The organism is Roseobacter litoralis Och 149, from assembly GCF_000154785.2.
GTDB lineage: Bacteria > Pseudomonadota > Alphaproteobacteria > Rhodobacterales > Rhodobacteraceae > Roseobacter > Roseobacter litoralis.
In genome coordinates this window covers 3,057,192-3,071,749 of record NC_015730.1, presented here as the reverse complement: position 1 = coordinate 3,071,749, position 14,558 = coordinate 3,057,192, and the positions used below count along the sequence as shown (strand labels likewise).

At 56.1% G+C, this 14,558-nt stretch carries 12 protein-coding genes; 6 read left to right on the top strand and 6 right to left on the bottom strand.

Annotation, left to right across the window (positions count from 1 at the left end):
* Positions 1–98 precede the first annotated feature (98 nt).
* Genes RLO149_RS14645 through RLO149_RS14630 form a run of 4 tightly spaced genes read left to right on the top strand, consistent with a single transcriptional unit; the run spans position 99 to position 5,206 of the window.
* Positions 99–1,352 carry a sarcosine oxidase subunit beta family protein gene (locus RLO149_RS14645; RefSeq protein ID WP_013962880.1) on the top strand — a complete coding sequence of 418 codons (1,254 nt, stop codon included), beginning with the start codon at positions 99–101 and terminating at the stop codon, positions 1,350–1,352.
* 11 nt (positions 1,353–1,363) lie between these two features.
* A complete protein-coding gene (locus RLO149_RS14640; RefSeq protein ID WP_013962879.1) occupies positions 1,364–1,663 on the top strand; it encodes a sarcosine oxidase subunit delta in 300 nt (99 codons plus the stop codon).
* The gene (locus RLO149_RS14635) at positions 1,660–4,662 is read left to right on the top strand and encodes a sarcosine oxidase subunit alpha (RefSeq protein WP_013962878.1); all 3,003 of its coding nucleotides are present in this window, start codon (positions 1,660–1,662) and stop codon (positions 4,660–4,662) included. Before RLO149_RS14640 ends, RLO149_RS14635 begins: the two co-directional genes overlap by 4 nt.
* Positions 4,663–4,675: 13 nt before the next feature.
* Positions 4,676–5,206 (top strand): sarcosine oxidase subunit gamma, encoded by a 531-nt coding sequence (locus RLO149_RS14630; protein WP_013962877.1) that lies wholly within the window; start codon positions 4,676–4,678, stop codon positions 5,204–5,206.
* A gap of 393 nt (positions 5,207–5,599) precedes the next feature.
* On the opposite strand, the gene RLO149_RS14625 is transcribed toward RLO149_RS14630, so the two are convergent.
* Together RLO149_RS14625 and RLO149_RS14620 are read right to left on the bottom strand one after the other, a co-directional pair.
* A complete protein-coding gene (locus RLO149_RS14625; protein WP_013962876.1) occupies positions 5,600–6,808 on the bottom strand; it encodes an MFS transporter in 1,209 nt (402 codons plus the stop codon).
* 16 nt (positions 6,809–6,824) lie between these two features.
* Entirely contained in the window at positions 6,825–7,601 is a 777-nt protein-coding gene (locus RLO149_RS14620) for a hypothetical protein (RefSeq protein ID WP_425357851.1), read from the bottom strand.
* A gap of 245 nt (positions 7,602–7,846) precedes the next feature.
* On the opposite strand from RLO149_RS14620, the gene RLO149_RS14615 reads away from it, so the two are divergent.
* Entirely contained in the window at positions 7,847–9,706 is a 1,860-nt protein-coding gene (locus RLO149_RS14615) for a putative bifunctional diguanylate cyclase/phosphodiesterase (RefSeq protein WP_013962874.1), read from the top strand.
* Positions 9,707–10,061: 355 nt separating this feature from the next.
* Positions 10,062–10,328 carry a hypothetical protein gene (locus tag RLO149_RS14610; protein ID WP_044025366.1) on the top strand — a complete coding sequence of 89 codons (267 nt, stop codon included), beginning with the start codon at positions 10,062–10,064 and terminating at the stop codon, positions 10,326–10,328.
* Between the two features lie 184 nt (positions 10,329–10,512).
* Here the strand turns inward: RLO149_RS14610 and acdA are convergent, their stop codons facing one another.
* The 4 genes from acdA to RLO149_RS14590 form a co-directional block, all read right to left on the bottom strand.
* Positions 10,513–11,691 carry a 3-sulfinopropanoyl-CoA desulfinase gene (acdA, locus tag RLO149_RS14605; protein ID WP_013962872.1) on the bottom strand — a complete coding sequence of 393 codons (1,179 nt, stop codon included), beginning with the start codon at positions 11,689–11,691 and terminating at the stop codon, positions 10,513–10,515.
* A 283-nt stretch (positions 11,692–11,974) separates the two neighbouring features.
* Positions 11,975–12,289 carry a bactofilin family protein gene (locus RLO149_RS14600; protein WP_013962871.1) on the bottom strand — a complete coding sequence of 105 codons (315 nt, stop codon included), beginning with the start codon at positions 12,287–12,289 and terminating at the stop codon, positions 11,975–11,977.
* A 169-nt stretch (positions 12,290–12,458) separates the two neighbouring features.
* Positions 12,459–14,009, bottom strand: a complete 1,551-nt coding sequence (locus RLO149_RS14595; RefSeq protein ID WP_013962870.1) for a TRAP transporter large permease — start codon at positions 14,007–14,009, stop codon at positions 12,459–12,461.
* The gene (locus RLO149_RS14590; protein ID WP_013962869.1) at positions 14,006–14,503 is read right to left on the bottom strand and encodes a TRAP transporter small permease subunit; all 498 of its coding nucleotides are present in this window, start codon (positions 14,501–14,503) and stop codon (positions 14,006–14,008) included. Before RLO149_RS14590 ends, RLO149_RS14595 begins: the two co-directional genes overlap by 4 nt.
* Between the last annotated feature and the right edge of the window lie 55 nt (positions 14,504–14,558).

The following is a 14,558-nucleotide window of genomic DNA, read 5'->3' as shown; positions in this document are numbered from 1 at the left end:
ATAATAACGCGCATCTGGCGTAATTATACAGCAACGGTTTGTGGTAATATGTTAACGAGCGATAGCTCTGCATTTTAACCGTTCGGGAAGGCCGCATCATGACTCATTTCTCCGGTATATCGCTCCTTAAGAATGCTCTGTCCGGCCATAAGAACTGGCCCGAACAATGGCCCGACTCGCCGCCCAAAGATGAATACGATGTGATCATCGTCGGTGCGGGCGGCCACGGATTGGGCGCGGCCTATTACCTCGCTAAGGAACACGGCATCACGAATGTCGCCGTTATCGAAAAAGGCTGGCTGGGTGGTGGCAATACCGGGCGGAACACGACGATTATCCGGTCGAACTATCTCTATGACGAAAGCGCGCGGCTGTTCGATCATGCCCTTGATCTGTGGGACAACCTGAGCACTGAGCTGAACTACAACGTGATGTATTCAAAGCGCGGCGTGATGATGCTCGCGCACAATGTGCACGACGTCCAAAGCTTCCAGCGGCATATTCACGCCAACCGCCTGAACGGTGTGGACAACCGCTGGCTCAACCCGAAAGAGGCGCAGGATTTCTGCCCGCCGCTCAACATCTCGCCTGATGCGCGCTATCCCGTTATGGGCGCAGCCTTGCAGCAACGCGCCGGGACCGCACGGCACGACGCGGTGGCTTGGGGCTATGCGCGGCAAGCGGCAAAGCGCGGCGTGGATATCATCCAGAACTGCCCGGTGCTGTCGATCCGGCGCGGGGCGGATGGCTCGGTCGAGGGCGTGGAAACCGGCAAAGGGTTCATCAAGGCCAAAAAGGTCGCCGTCTCCGCGGCCGGTCACACCAGTGTGGTTATGGACACAGCCGGCGTGCGTATGCCCTTGGAAAGCTATCCGCTGCAAGCGCTTGTCTCAGAACCGATCAAGCCCGTGTTCCCTTGCGTTGTGATGTCCAACACCGTGCACGCCTACATCAGCCAGTCCGACAAGGGTGAGTTGGTGATCGGGTCCGGAACCGATCAATACACCAGCTATTCGCAGCGCGGTGGCTTGCCTTTGATCGAACACACCGTCGCGGCGATCTGTGAGATTTTCCCGATCTTCAACCGCATGCGGATGCTACGCAAATGGGGGGGTATCGTCGATGTGACTCCGGACCGCTCTGCCATTCTGGGCAAAACGCCGGTTAAGGGGCTCTATGTGAACTGCGGCTGGGGCACGGGTGGATTCAAGGCCACGCCGGGGGCTGCGCACACGCTGGCATGGACCGTCGCAAAGGACGAGCCGCACCCGATCAACGCGCCCTTCACGCTAGAGCGTTTCACGACGGGTCGGCTCATTGACGAAGCCGCCGCCGCCGCCGTCGCGCATTAAGGAGAGATCTGATGCTATTGATACATTGCCCCTATTGCGATGAAACGCTGCCCGAATTGGAATTCGCTTATGCGGGCGAGGCACATATCGACCGCCCCACCGATCCATCAAAGCTGACGGATGAGGAATGGCGCGATTTCCTGTTCATCCGCACCAACGTGAAAGGCGTGCACGCCGAACGCTGGCGTCACATCAACGGCTGCGGGCGCTTTTTCAATGCCCTGCGCGACACGGTCAGTGACCGCTTTGTCACAACGTATAAGGCCGGGCAGCCCCGCCCTGATATGACAGCTGAGGAGGCCGTGAAATGAATGAATTTCGAGTAGAAGGCCGCGGGCGTGTCAACGCGGACAAGCCGGTAAAATTCACATTCGACGGCGAAATTTACAAAGGGTTTGAGGGTGACACCGTCGCATCGGCGCTGCTGGCGAATGGCGTTCACCTGATGGGGCGCAGTTTCAAATACCACCGCCCGCGCGGCGTGGTGACCGCAGGCTCCGAAGAGCCGAACGCGCTGATCGGGACGACACGTGGAAAGGGGCGGTTTGAGCCAAATACCCGTGCCACCATCCAGGAAATTTACGAAGGTCTCGACACAGAAAGCCAGAACAAATGGCCGACCTTGCAGTTTGACCTTGGTGCGATCAATGACCGGCTTTACATGCTGTTTTCCGCCGGGTTTTACTACAAAACCTTCATGTGGCCTCGCAGTTTCTGGGACAGCGTCTATGAGCCACTGATCCGCAAGGCTGCAGGTTTAGGCAAGGCCCCGACCGAGGTCGACCCCGACCATTATGCCAGTCGCTATCTGCATTGCGATGTCCTGATCGTGGGCGCGGGCCCGTCGGGGATTGCAGCAGCGCTGACGGCGGGGCGGGCTGGTTCCAAGGTTGTTCTGGTCGATGAAAATACCGAAATGGGCGGCACATTATTGTCTGAACCTGCGGTGTCGATTGAGGGGCAAAGCGCGTGGGACTGGCTCGCCGCCGCCACGAACGAACTCGATCAGTTACCCAACGTGCGCCTGATGACGCGCACCACGGCCATGGGGTATTATCACCAGAACATGATCGGCATGGTGCAGAAACTGACCGATCACATGGCCGATATTCCTGATGGCGCGCCACGTGAACGCATGTGGCGGGTGCGTGCGCACGAGGTCGTATTGGCACAGGGCGCGATCGAGCGGCCCATGGTTTTTGACGGAAACGACTGCCCCGGCGTGATGATGGCGGGCGCGGCGCAGACCTTTTTGAACCGTTTTGGCGTTCTGGTTGGCAGACGGCCCGTGGTGCTCACCAGCCATGACAGCGCTTGGTACAGCGCCTTTGACATGGCGGATGCGGGCGCGGAAGTCGTCGCGATTGTCGACACCCGACCTGAGGTTGCGCCGTCGCTTGTGCAGCAGGCGATGAAGCGCGGGATCGAAACACTGGTTGGACATACCGCGACCGGCACAAAAGGTCGTTTGCGGGTCAAGGGGCTGCGGGTGAACCCGATCAAGGAGGGCCGCGTGAGCTATGCGCGGATGCTGTCCTGTGACGCGGTGCTGGTCTGTGGTGGGTGGACACCGTCGCTGCATCTGTTCTCGCACACCAAAGGGTCATTGGATTGGGACGCCGACGCCAAAGCCTATCTGCCCGGCAACAAAACCGAAGACGTCCACATTGCCGGTGCCGGGCGCGGCCTTTGGGGCATCGCCGCTGCGCTTGAGGATGGCGCGAAGGCGGGCGTTGAGGCGGTGCAGGCGCTGGGGCAGACGGCGGATACGGTGACGTATCAAGTGACCGATGACCGCACCGGCACCGGTATCACGCAAAAAGAACTGCCGAGTGATCGCAGCGCGGGCAAAGCCAAAGCCTTTGTCGATTTCCAGAACGATGTGACCGCCAAGGACATCCGTCTGGCGGTGCGCGAGGGCATGAAATCCATCGAACACGTCAAACGCTACACGACAAATGGGATGGCGACGGATCAGGGCAAACTGTCGAATATGAACGGTCTGACGATTGCGTCCGATGCCTTGGGCAAAGAGGCCCCGCAAGTCGGTCTGACGACCTTCCGCCCGCCCTACACCCCAACGACATTTGGCGCATTTGCGGGCTATCATAAAGGCAAGCATTTTGAAGTGACACGCAAGACACCTATCGACAGCTGGGCCGAAGAAAACGGTGCAGCATTCGAGCCGGTCGCGCTTTGGCGCCGTGCGTGGTATTTCCCGCAAGACGGTGAAGACATGCACAAGGCTGTCTTGCGCGAATGCAAGGCGACCCGGGAAAGTGTCGGCATGTTCGACGCCTCCACCTTGGGCAAAATCGAGGTGTCCGGTCCGGATGCGGTCGAATTCATGAACCGGATGTACACCAACCCCTGGACCAAACTGGGTGTGGGGCGGTGTCGCTATGGCCTGCTGCTGGGCGAAGACGGCTTTATCCGCGACGATGGTGTCATCGGGCGGATACGGGACGATCTGTTCCATGTGACAACCACAACGGGCGGTGCCGCCAGCGTGTTGAATATGATGGAGGATTACCTCCAGACGGAATGGCCGGACCTCAAGGTCTGGCTGACCTCCACCACGGAGGAATGGGCCACCATCGCCCTGAACGGTCCGAACGCACGCAAACTGTTGCAGCCCTTCGTTGAAGGCGCGGATATCTCCGCCGATGCGATGCCGCATATGGCGCTCGTGGAATGCACGGTCGCAGGCTTTCCCGCGCGTCTGTTCCGGGTGAGTTTTACCGGAGAGCTGGGCTTCGAGATCAACGTGCCCGCGCGTCATGGTCGTGCCCTTTGGGAAAAACTGCATGAGGCGGGGCAGAAATTCGATATCTGCACCTATGGCACTGAAACCATGCACGTTTTGCGCGCTGAAAAGGGCTTTATCATCGTCGGTCAGGATACGGATGGCACGGTCACACCGCAGGATGCGGGTATCGGATGGGCCATCGGCAAGATGAAGCCTGATTTCGTCGGGAAGCGATCACTGGATCGCCCTGACATCGCGGCGCCAGGGCGCAAACAGCTGGTGGGCTTGTTGACGGACGATTCCAAAACCGTGCTGGTGGAAGGCGCGCAGATCGTGGCGAACCCCAAGCAGCCCAAGCCGATGAAAATGATCGGTCATGTGACCTCGTCCTACTGGTCTGAAACGCTGGGTCGTTCGATTGCGATGGCTGTCGTTGAAGGTGGGTTTGACCGCATGGACGAGACGCTGCATATCCCGACTGAGGAGGGGGGGACGGTACCTGCGAAAGTCACCGGAACCGTTTTTTATGACCCCGCGGGCGACCGCCTGAAGGTTGAATGAGGAGGACAACAAGATGAATGCTCCCGTAAGCTCTTTTGACGCCGTATCGATCGCGGTTCTGCCGCCGGTAGCGCGTTTCAACCTGCGCGTTGCACCTGCCGATCAGGCCATGGCCAGCAAAACCTTTGGCCTGGAATTGCCAGGTAAGATCGGGCAGGGGGCGCAAAACGGCGATCGCGCCGCCTATTGTATCGGACCAGATGAATGGCTGTTGCATGCCGCAGAGGCAGATCAGTCTGCCATTGTTGCGGGTTTTGATGCAGCCCGAGCAAAGACGCCACTTAGCTTGACTGTGATTTCAGATCGTGAGATCGCAATAGAGATTACGGGTCCGGCCGCGATTGAACTGTTGTCTATTGCTTGTCCGCTCGATCTGGCGCGTATGGCGGTGGGAGGTGCGAAGCGCACGGTCTTTGACTATGCGCAAGTCGTGTTGATCCGGGACGCGGATGATGCCTTCCGCCTCGAAGTCTGGCGGTCTTATTTCCCCCATGTCCACGGATTGCTGGAGGTAGGTTTTAAAGAGCTTTCGGTCGGTTTGTAACGCTACTTTTAGATGAGACGCCTGTTTGGTGTTGGCTGCGATGCGCATAGTATTTTGACTTCTGAATGAGATTTTCAGGGGAGAAATTGAACTTCTCTGAAAGGTATTCAGAACCCTGCGCGACACGCGGTACGCAGGACTCAAATGGCAGGAAAAAAGTTCAGACGGACGTATGTTGGTAATTTTCAGCGCAAGTTAAGCGCTGTTCTTTGAAGTTGCTTGCAGTAAATGCGCTCTGGTTTTTGTCGCACATTTCTGTCGCAAATGGCCCAGTATGGCCGAACGGTACAGTATTAATTCTCGCGCGCGCTGTGCGTTCGGGTTCTTGGCAAATTGTGGCGTGCATCAAATAATTGGATGATTTTGTCATTCGTGCAGAAGCCGACCTTCGGATCAGGGCGTTGGGTTGGGAACATGACTGGCTGACAAGCCAAGCCCCTTACTGGCCATAAGGGCGCAGGCGGCGGCGGCGAAACACGACACAGCCGTAGCAGAGGACGCATATGGAAACCCCGCCTCGGCGAGCAGTGCGACCATCGCGATTCCGCCGAGCCGTGCGAAAGTGATGTCCAGACTGGTTGAGGCCGCGCTCAACCCTTTTGGTGCAAATCTCAGGATTAATTGCGTAGACGGCGCGTTACTGCACGCCAACCCGGCGCCGACGAGCACACATGACAATACGATGAGAAACAGATTTTCGTTGTCATATGAGAGAAAAAACCCAACGACGATGAGGAGCGGCGAGGCAAACATAATTGTCCGGATTTGCGGGCCGTCCACCATGTTTCGCAACAAAGTACTCAAAGCGGAAAACGTCAGCCACATAACTGTCAATGCAAAACCTACACTGGCTGTCCTGACTTCATTGTCCGACAGCCAGACCGGGAGCCGGAACAGGTAATAGGTGATGGATCCATAGGTGCAAAACACATAGATAAAAGTAACCCAGAGATGGCGAGCTCGAAAGAGTTGAGAATAGTCTTTGGGCAAGACGGGGGTTTCTGCGCGCTCATTGGTGTCGCGCAATCCGTTGAGTAATATCAATGCAACGATCGCCAATAGTGCAATGAAGATGAACCCGATGTTCCAGCCGAACTTGCTGAAGAAACTGCCGTAAAAAAGTGGTGCGAAGGCGGAAACATAGCCCGCGATACTGCCCCACACGATCAGCATCCTTCCTGGTTTCAGGGGTGAGGCGCGGGTCAGGAGCAAGGGCAACAGTGGTGAAAAGATACCGGCGCCGAGGCCTTGTATTGCGCGTCCGGCAATGAGCATTTCGAAGCTTTTGGAGGTGGCAACCAAGAGTGAGCCAGCTGCAAAGAGGGCGACCCCGTAACCAAAGACCTTCCTCGTGTCAAAGGCGTCGCCGCACCACCCACTCAAAAGAACGCCAATTGCAACTGCAATTCCATATGAATTGAAGATCCACGCCAGATCACCAATCGATAAACCGAGTTGCAATTGGATCGCTGGCAACAGCAGCGGAACCAATGTGAGTTCCATGACGAAAGCGACGTTTGCCGCGATCGGTCCGATAATCAGTCCGCGCCGGGATACAGCCACTGCGTCAGCTTTATCGATCTGTGGTGTGTGAGATGTCATTTACTCATCTCGCTGGTCAGACACTTGCTTTTGCGGCTGAATTGCTCTTTTCGTCAGCCAGAGCAACCGTTGAAGCGCCCGTCGCGCGTTGCAGATTTTGTGGCGCGCGCCTGACCATATTGGCCATGTCACTGGCGCCCATCCAGATAAGGTAGTCTTCTTCGGTGACCTGTTGGTCCGGGCCGAGCCATCGACCGGGATCACAATGGTTATAGCCGTAACGTAGGTGGGCTCCCTTTGCAGCCAGTTGTTTTGGCACGAGAGCAAAAACGAATGACGGGTTCCAAGCCGCTATCATGACCTCAAGAAGGACGCGCGACAGCAGTGAAGTTGTGCCCTGGCTCCGCGGTCCTCCAAGGCCACGGGCGCGCAGCCAAAAGTCACCTTGATAGCAAACCTGGCCCGTAATCGTGTGTAGCGCTTCGGGGCCTGAGTAAAAGGTTAGGTCCGGATCGGGGGTGCTATCGGGTGTGATATACTTGTGCCGGTGCTTGTCCAGGTGGGTTGAAAGAGAAATGCCCGACAGATCAAGCAGGCGCACGGCCTGTGTGTGTACCAACTCGCCACCTGCGTTGAAACCGCAAACCCAGAACCCGTTGGTATGGTCGACATAGGAACGGGTTACATCGAACATCGGATAAAGTGGGCTGCGATCGGCTTGTTGGCTTCGATACGCACGGTATTTGGCAAAGTCATCGCCAATTTCAACGCGTATTCCAGCCTGCTCAAGATCAATGAGCGTGTTAGACAAGCTCCTTGTCAGTTCAAAAAGTCTACTCGGTGACATTAACATGCAGGCGGCCCTCTGATTTATGTCTGAAGCGCACGTTCACACCAATTGGTTAATGTTGTGTGAGCTACATCTTAATTTCGTGATATTTTGCGTTTTTCAGACGCACTTCTGATTGCCTGTCGGTCGTGCGTAACAGCGCCTAAATCATTCTAGTTTTCATTAAAAAAGGTTTGGCGCTGGGTTTTGACTTAACCGTTCTTAATCGTCTGGATGGCACAAAGGCAGCAACGTTTAGGGTTCTACACATGATACCTGCTCAGATATTCAACCAAATTAATGACAAGTGCACCGAAGGGCTCGCACTTGCTTTGGCGTCGAATGATGACGGCGCAGTTATGGAGATTCAGTGGAGTAACAAAGCCTTCACAACGATTTCCGGTTACACGGCGTCAGAGGCTCTGGGCAAACGTGGGACCATATTAATCGGTCCTGATATGGGGCAGGGCGTTCACCTTTTCATTATCGAAAAATTGATGAAATGGGAAAACTTCTCGACCAAGTCGCGCAACAACCGCAAAAATGGTGAGGTCTACTGGCAACGCATGAGTTGGGTACACCTGTCTGACCCAGAGACGGGAAACCGCTGGTGGCTGTGCTCGATCGTCGAACTGGAGGAAGAGCAAGCAGATGCGGCGAGGCATGCGATAAACGGCCCTGCGTTATCGGATCAGGAGGGCTATGAGAAAGCGCTTGAGCAGGTTCAACGTCTGGAGAAAGAAAACACGCGTCTGCTCCAACTTGCAAAGTCTGTGGCCAAAGACGCAAACGAAGACGCTTTGACGGGCCTTTCAAACCGACGCCATTTTGAGATTGAGCTAAAGACTTGGATTGAGAACCTCAAGAAGCATGGCACGGAATTTGCCGTAATCTACATTGATCTTGACCGGTTCAAGTTTGTGAATGACACGCTTGGCCATGAAGCGGGCGACCGGTTGCTGGTTTCCGTGGCGGATATGCTGCGCGATTTGACTGGTGAATCCGACCTTGTCGCGCGTCTTGGCGGGGATGAGTTTATCATACTGAGGCCACTGGCGCAGAGCGCGCTCAACATCAGCAGTCTGGCCGATGAAATCGTCGGAACGATGCAGGCGCCTTTTGCATGTGACGGTAAGTCGACTGCCTGCAGTGCAAGTGTTGGCGTGGCAATTGCCAACAAGTACATGGAACATGCCGAGCAGGTTGTCGCAGACGCCGACGAAGCGCTTTATCACGCGAAATCGCAAGGAAAGGGACGGTGGTCTTTCTTTACCGAAGAGATGCACGCCAAGTCCATTGCTACCAAAAAACTGGCATCGGACCTCTTGCTGGCGTGCGAAAGATGTGAGTTCGTCCCGTATTTTCAGCCCTTGATTGATGCACAGACCGGCAGAATTGCATGCGCGGAAATGCTGGTCAGGTGGGCGCATCCAACGCAGGGTATTCTGGCGCCGGCGGCGTTTCTGGATACTGCCGCAAACATGGGGATCCTCAAGCAAATTGATGAAATCATCTTTGCCAGTGTGCACGGGGCGCTGTCTCGCTTTGACGAGGCGGGCGTAGATCTTCCACGCGTTGCTGTGAATGTTTCTGCGGCGCGTTTGGCGGATCCAACTTTCATCCACGACATTAAAAGCTCGGGCATCAGTCCTCAAAGACTGACGATCGAAATTCTTGAATCAGTTTATCTGGATCGGATGGGTGATGTGGTCCGCTGGACCATCGACGAGTTGGACGAGTTGGGGGTAACGATTGCCCTTGATGATTTCGGGACTGGGCATGCTTCGGTGTCGGGGCTGCTGAAAATCAGACCTTCGATCCTGAAGATTGACCGTAACTTTATCCAGCCGATTGTCGAGGAAGCAAGCACAAGGCCGCTCGTCGCATCTATCGTGGGTATCGGTAAAAGCCTTGGTATGCGGGTGGTTGCTGAAGGTGTCGAAACCGAAGAACATGCGCGTCTCGTCAGCGAGATGGGCTGCGATTACCTGCAAGGATTCTATTTCGGCAAGCCGATGTGTGAAGATGACCTGCGCAACAGGCTCCTTGAATCAGGGGGGCAGTTTTGGTCTCCTGAACAGTCGGATATCAAGAGCAGCGTCGTCCGCGGTATCGCCGGAGCGGGTTGACTGTCATTTGGCTTGAAACCAGTCAGATAATCAGGGCCTTTAACCCCTCGCAAGGGTGATTTCATTATTCTGGCGATGGAAATTCAAAACAAAAAGTGACCATATTGAGGAACACATCTAAAATTGACATTATTTTGGCAAGCCTCTCGCTAATCGCATAGCTTACTGTTTTAAAGTCATTTTCTTTGGGTATCCGAAGTGACCCTAGCAAACTGCGCCATCTGACCTTTCTGTTTTTGCACCTCATGCAATGCAAATGCGGCAGAGCGGAGGCAATGAGGCAGATGCGGCCATATTCTTGACAGACCCACCCGTGATTTATCAGGCTCACAGTCGATCCTTGAAAGGAGACGTAATGAGCCTTGCTGAGCTTTTTGACACGTCCGTTCTTGTAACCAGTCCGCCGCCGGGCGCCGTAAACGTGCAGATTGGAAAAGCTGTTGAAGGCCCCGGAGGAAGGTGGGTTCCCTGCGCCTCGGCAGTTGCGGATGGAACCTATGTGCCATGCGTTTTCGAGGTTGGACCGGGCCGCAGACAAGTCTGTACCGCCAACCGGCCAACGCATTTCGTAGATGAAGCGCTCTCCCGCGCAATTGAACTTGCGACAACTGCGGCAGGCTAGGTCCGAGTGTCATGTCCCGTGTCTGCGGAAAACACATCAAATCCTGACCCTTCACTCGGTGGCGACCAGGTGCCACGCGCGCGCAGTTAAAACATGATCCTGTGCTTGGCCGAGGCCGATGGCATCAAACATGGGGATCTCGGCTCTATATGCACTGAGGTTTGCGTAAACCCATAAGTGTTGATCAGGTGTCACGTGTTTGTGGTGTTTTGATGCCCAGCACGGACCCTGCGATCTGAGTGCGCAGAACTTGCGCCGTGCCACCGCCAATGGTGAACATCCGGACATCGCGGTACATGCGTTCAAGCGGTTCGCGGTCCCCATACCCGCGCGCGCCGAACATCTGCAAAGAGTCGCTCACAACTTTGATAGCCATCTCTGATGCAAACAGTTTGGCGCGCGCAGCCATCGTCATATCAGGAAATTGACTGCCATCCGGCCCGCGCGACTTTGCAGCCTCATGTAACATCAGTCGCGCCGCATGAAGTTGGGTATCCATGTCCGCAACCATCCACTGCAGTCCCTGAAATTCCGCCAAAGGTCGTCCGAATTGCTTGCGCTCCAACAGATACCTTTTTGCATGTTCCAACGCGCCAGCTGCCACGCCCATTGCGATCATGCCCGCACCAACGCGCTGAGAGTTATAGGCATTCATTAATTCTGCAAACCCGCGCTTGAACCCCGATGGCGGGATCAGTGCCATGTCTGCACCAACCACGAGGTTTTCAAATCTGAGTTCTGCTTCGGGCATACCGCACAGGCCCATGGTTTTTTCACGGCCGACAACGGTAAAACCCTTCGGAAGTATGCCTGCCGACGGGTCTGAGTGGACGATAAAACCAGTAATCCCGAGGTCTGATCCGTCTTCGTCCAGAACCCGGGCAAATATCAGGTAGAGTTTTGACACTCCGCCCCCGGTAATCCAGTGCTTTGTGCCATTGATCACATAGGTATCGCCACGCCGTCGGGCTGTGGTGCGCATCTCGGTTGCGGCACTGCCCGCATCGGGCTCCGTGATGCAGATCGCGGGCTTGTCTCCGGCCAGAACAATGGGCGCGCAGAAGCTTTTCTGCGCATCCGTGCCATAGGCCATGACGGCGCTGATACCACCCATATTGGCTTCCACCACGACCCGCGCTGTGAGCGTACATGCTTTTGCCACTTCTTCGACGACATGGATGACATCAAGGTAGCTGGCACCTAGACCGCCCAGTTCCTTGGGAATGGTCATCCCCATAATCTGCGCATCGACAAGATCCGTGATGTTGTCCCAGCAATAGGTGCGTTCGACGTCCCATTTCGGGGCGCGCGCTGCGAAAACTGGCGCGAGTTCGCGTGCCTTGGCAACTGTGGAAAGTGTCATGAGTGCCCCTTTATGTGATTTGAGACAGCATAGAAGCTGTGTACCTCAGCTCAATCGAATAACGATTGAACTGACTTTCAAAGAGATAGACGCTGCGCGAGGGTCCAAGCCCACGGACCTGTCGAAGGCTGTGCGATCAGGACCTCGTCCGAACCTCGGCAGGCCTGCGGGAAGGGGGGACGACGATGCCTTGGATGCCTGATGTTGCAGCGCACCTGCCGTTAGGGTGCGCTGTTCACGCTTGGTTTTTGCATGCTCTCGGTGTTCAAAGCACGCTCAGTCGTTACTGCCCCGTTATTTGAACCTTGCCGAGAATCTTTGCGCCGCTTTCGGTTGTCATCGTTCGCGCGCTCACGTCCGCCTCGACTTGCGCGGTGGAGGCAAATGTCAGGTCGTCGCATTTCAAGGTGCCTTTGTGTTTGCCCTGAATGGCGATCTTCTTTGCTGCGAGCGCCCCGTCGAGTGAGCCGGTTCCATGAACAAGCACAGCCTCTGCCGTGACATCCCCAATCACCTTGCCTTTTACATCGACGTTCCCGCCCTTCGACGAGATGTTGCCTTTGATGGTAAGGTCTTCTTCTATTGTTGAAACTGCCACATCTTGCTCCTCAATTTGCATTGGGGCTGATCGTAGAACGGCGAGAACCATTTGAACACCCGTTTAGAAAGCGATGCAGCACGCAAGCGGCAGAACGCTTCATAATGACGGAACACGTGTTGTCGGATCGCTGTCTATGCTGTTGTGCACTGGCAGAAAGACAAGGCCGCTAAAACAAGGCGCCGGGCAGCCATGTGGCAAGGGACGGCATGCTCCAAACGAGAAAAATGCCGACCGCTTGCAAGCCGATGAAAGGCACCACGCCACGATATATCTGGCTTGTTGCAATCTCGTCAGGGGCTGCTGCGCGCAGATAAAACAGTGAAAACCCGAATGGCGGCGTCAAAAAGCTGGTTTGCAGGTTGATGGCCAAAAGGATGCCGAGCCATATGGGATCATGGCCCATCATGATCAGGGACGGGACCACCAACGGCAGCACGATCACGGAGATTTCTACAAAATCGAGGAAAAAGCCCAGAACAAAAACAAATAGCATGACAAACAGAAGCGTGCCACTGGGGCCACCCGGCAGGCTTCCCAAGATGTGCTCGACACGTTCCTCTCCGCCCAGGCCGATGAAAACCAGCGAAAAGAAACCCGCCGCAAGGATGGTTGCAAAGATCATCGCCGTCATGGTCAGGGTCGAGTTCAGCGCGTCATGAATGATCCTTTTGCGGAACGCGGCCCGCAGCGCCAATCCGACCGCCCCAAGCCCTGTCAGCGCAAGTAATGCGTAAACAGCGCCGGCAACCCATTCCAGCATGCCATTGTCGTTGCGCTGAAGGCGAATGGGAAATGACCCCGCGAGAATGGCCAGCGCAATCAAGGCACCGACGCCCAAAAGGATCAACCGCGTGTGACTGCTGGTTCTGCGCCCGGCCATCAAAAGGGCCCCGATCGCGCCGACGGAGGCGGCCTCGGTCGGGGTGGCAATGCCGCCAAGGATGGCCCCCAGCACCGCAAAGATCAGCAGGACGGGTGGCAGGATCGCCGCCAGAACCTCACGGCTGTCCGGGCGGCCCAGACCGAGTTCCGCAGGGGGCATATCGGCGGGTCTGAGCGCGCCGCGAATGAGGATATAGAGCAGGTAAAGCGTCACCAAAAGAAGGCCCGGTATAAGGGCTGCGGCAAAAAACTGCCCCACCGAGAGCGCCTCGACCGAGAATTTGCCCTGTTCGTATTGGGCTTGCTGGAAGGCGTTTGACATCACGTCAGCGAGGATGATGAGCAGAGTTGAGGGGGGGATGATCTGCCCCAGAGTGCCCGCCGTGCAGACAATACCCGAGGCGACCGCCGGGTTATAGCCTGCGCGCAACATCGTGGGCAGCGCGATCAGCCCCATCGCGATCACCGTCGCGCCCACTATGCCCGTCGAGGCCGCCAGCAGCGCGCCCACCAGAACCACGGATATGCCCAAGCCACCCCGCAACTGCCCAAAGCAGCGCGCCATGGTGTCGAGCAGCTCTTCGGCGATTTTGCTCTTTTCCAGCACCGCGCCCATGAACACGAAAACGGGGATGGCAATCAGCACCTGATTGCTGATCAGCCCAAACGCGCGTTGCCCCAAAGCCCCCAGAAGGGAAACATTCATGATCCCCATCATCCAACCGAGATAGGCAAAAACCACAGCCACGCCTGCGATGCTAAACGAGACCGGAAAGCCTGAAAGGATCGCGACCATGAGGGCCGCAAACATGATCAGGTCCAGGTATTCGGTCACGATTTCGCACCTTGCACAAGCAGACGGATCAAAAGGGACAGCGATTGCAGGATGATGAGACAGCAAAACGCCGGGATCAGCGATTTGAGCAGAAAGACGGCTTCGATCCCGCCGACGGACATCGGACCTTCAAGAATTTTCCAGGAATTGCGCACCGAAGGCCATGACCAATAGAGCAGCACTGTCATGGAGGGCAGCAGCAAAAACAGATGCCCGAAAATATCGATCCTGCGGCGATTACGTTCGGTGAGCTTGGCGTAAAAGACGTCAACGCGCACGTGCTTGTCGACCAGCAGCGTGTAGCCTGCGCCCAACATGAAAAGTGTCGCATGCATGTAGAGCACGCTTTCCTGTGCCGCGATGGAGTTATAGCCGAATACATAGCGGCCAATGACGATACAAAACTGTACCAGCACCATCGTCAGGGCCAGCCAACGGACTACATTCGCGACCCTTTGGTTCAGCCGATCAACCGCGTCTGCAAATGCCAGCACGCTACTCCCCCCTCGTTAACGCAGCATGGGCGCGCAGCACAGGGCCGCGCGCCCG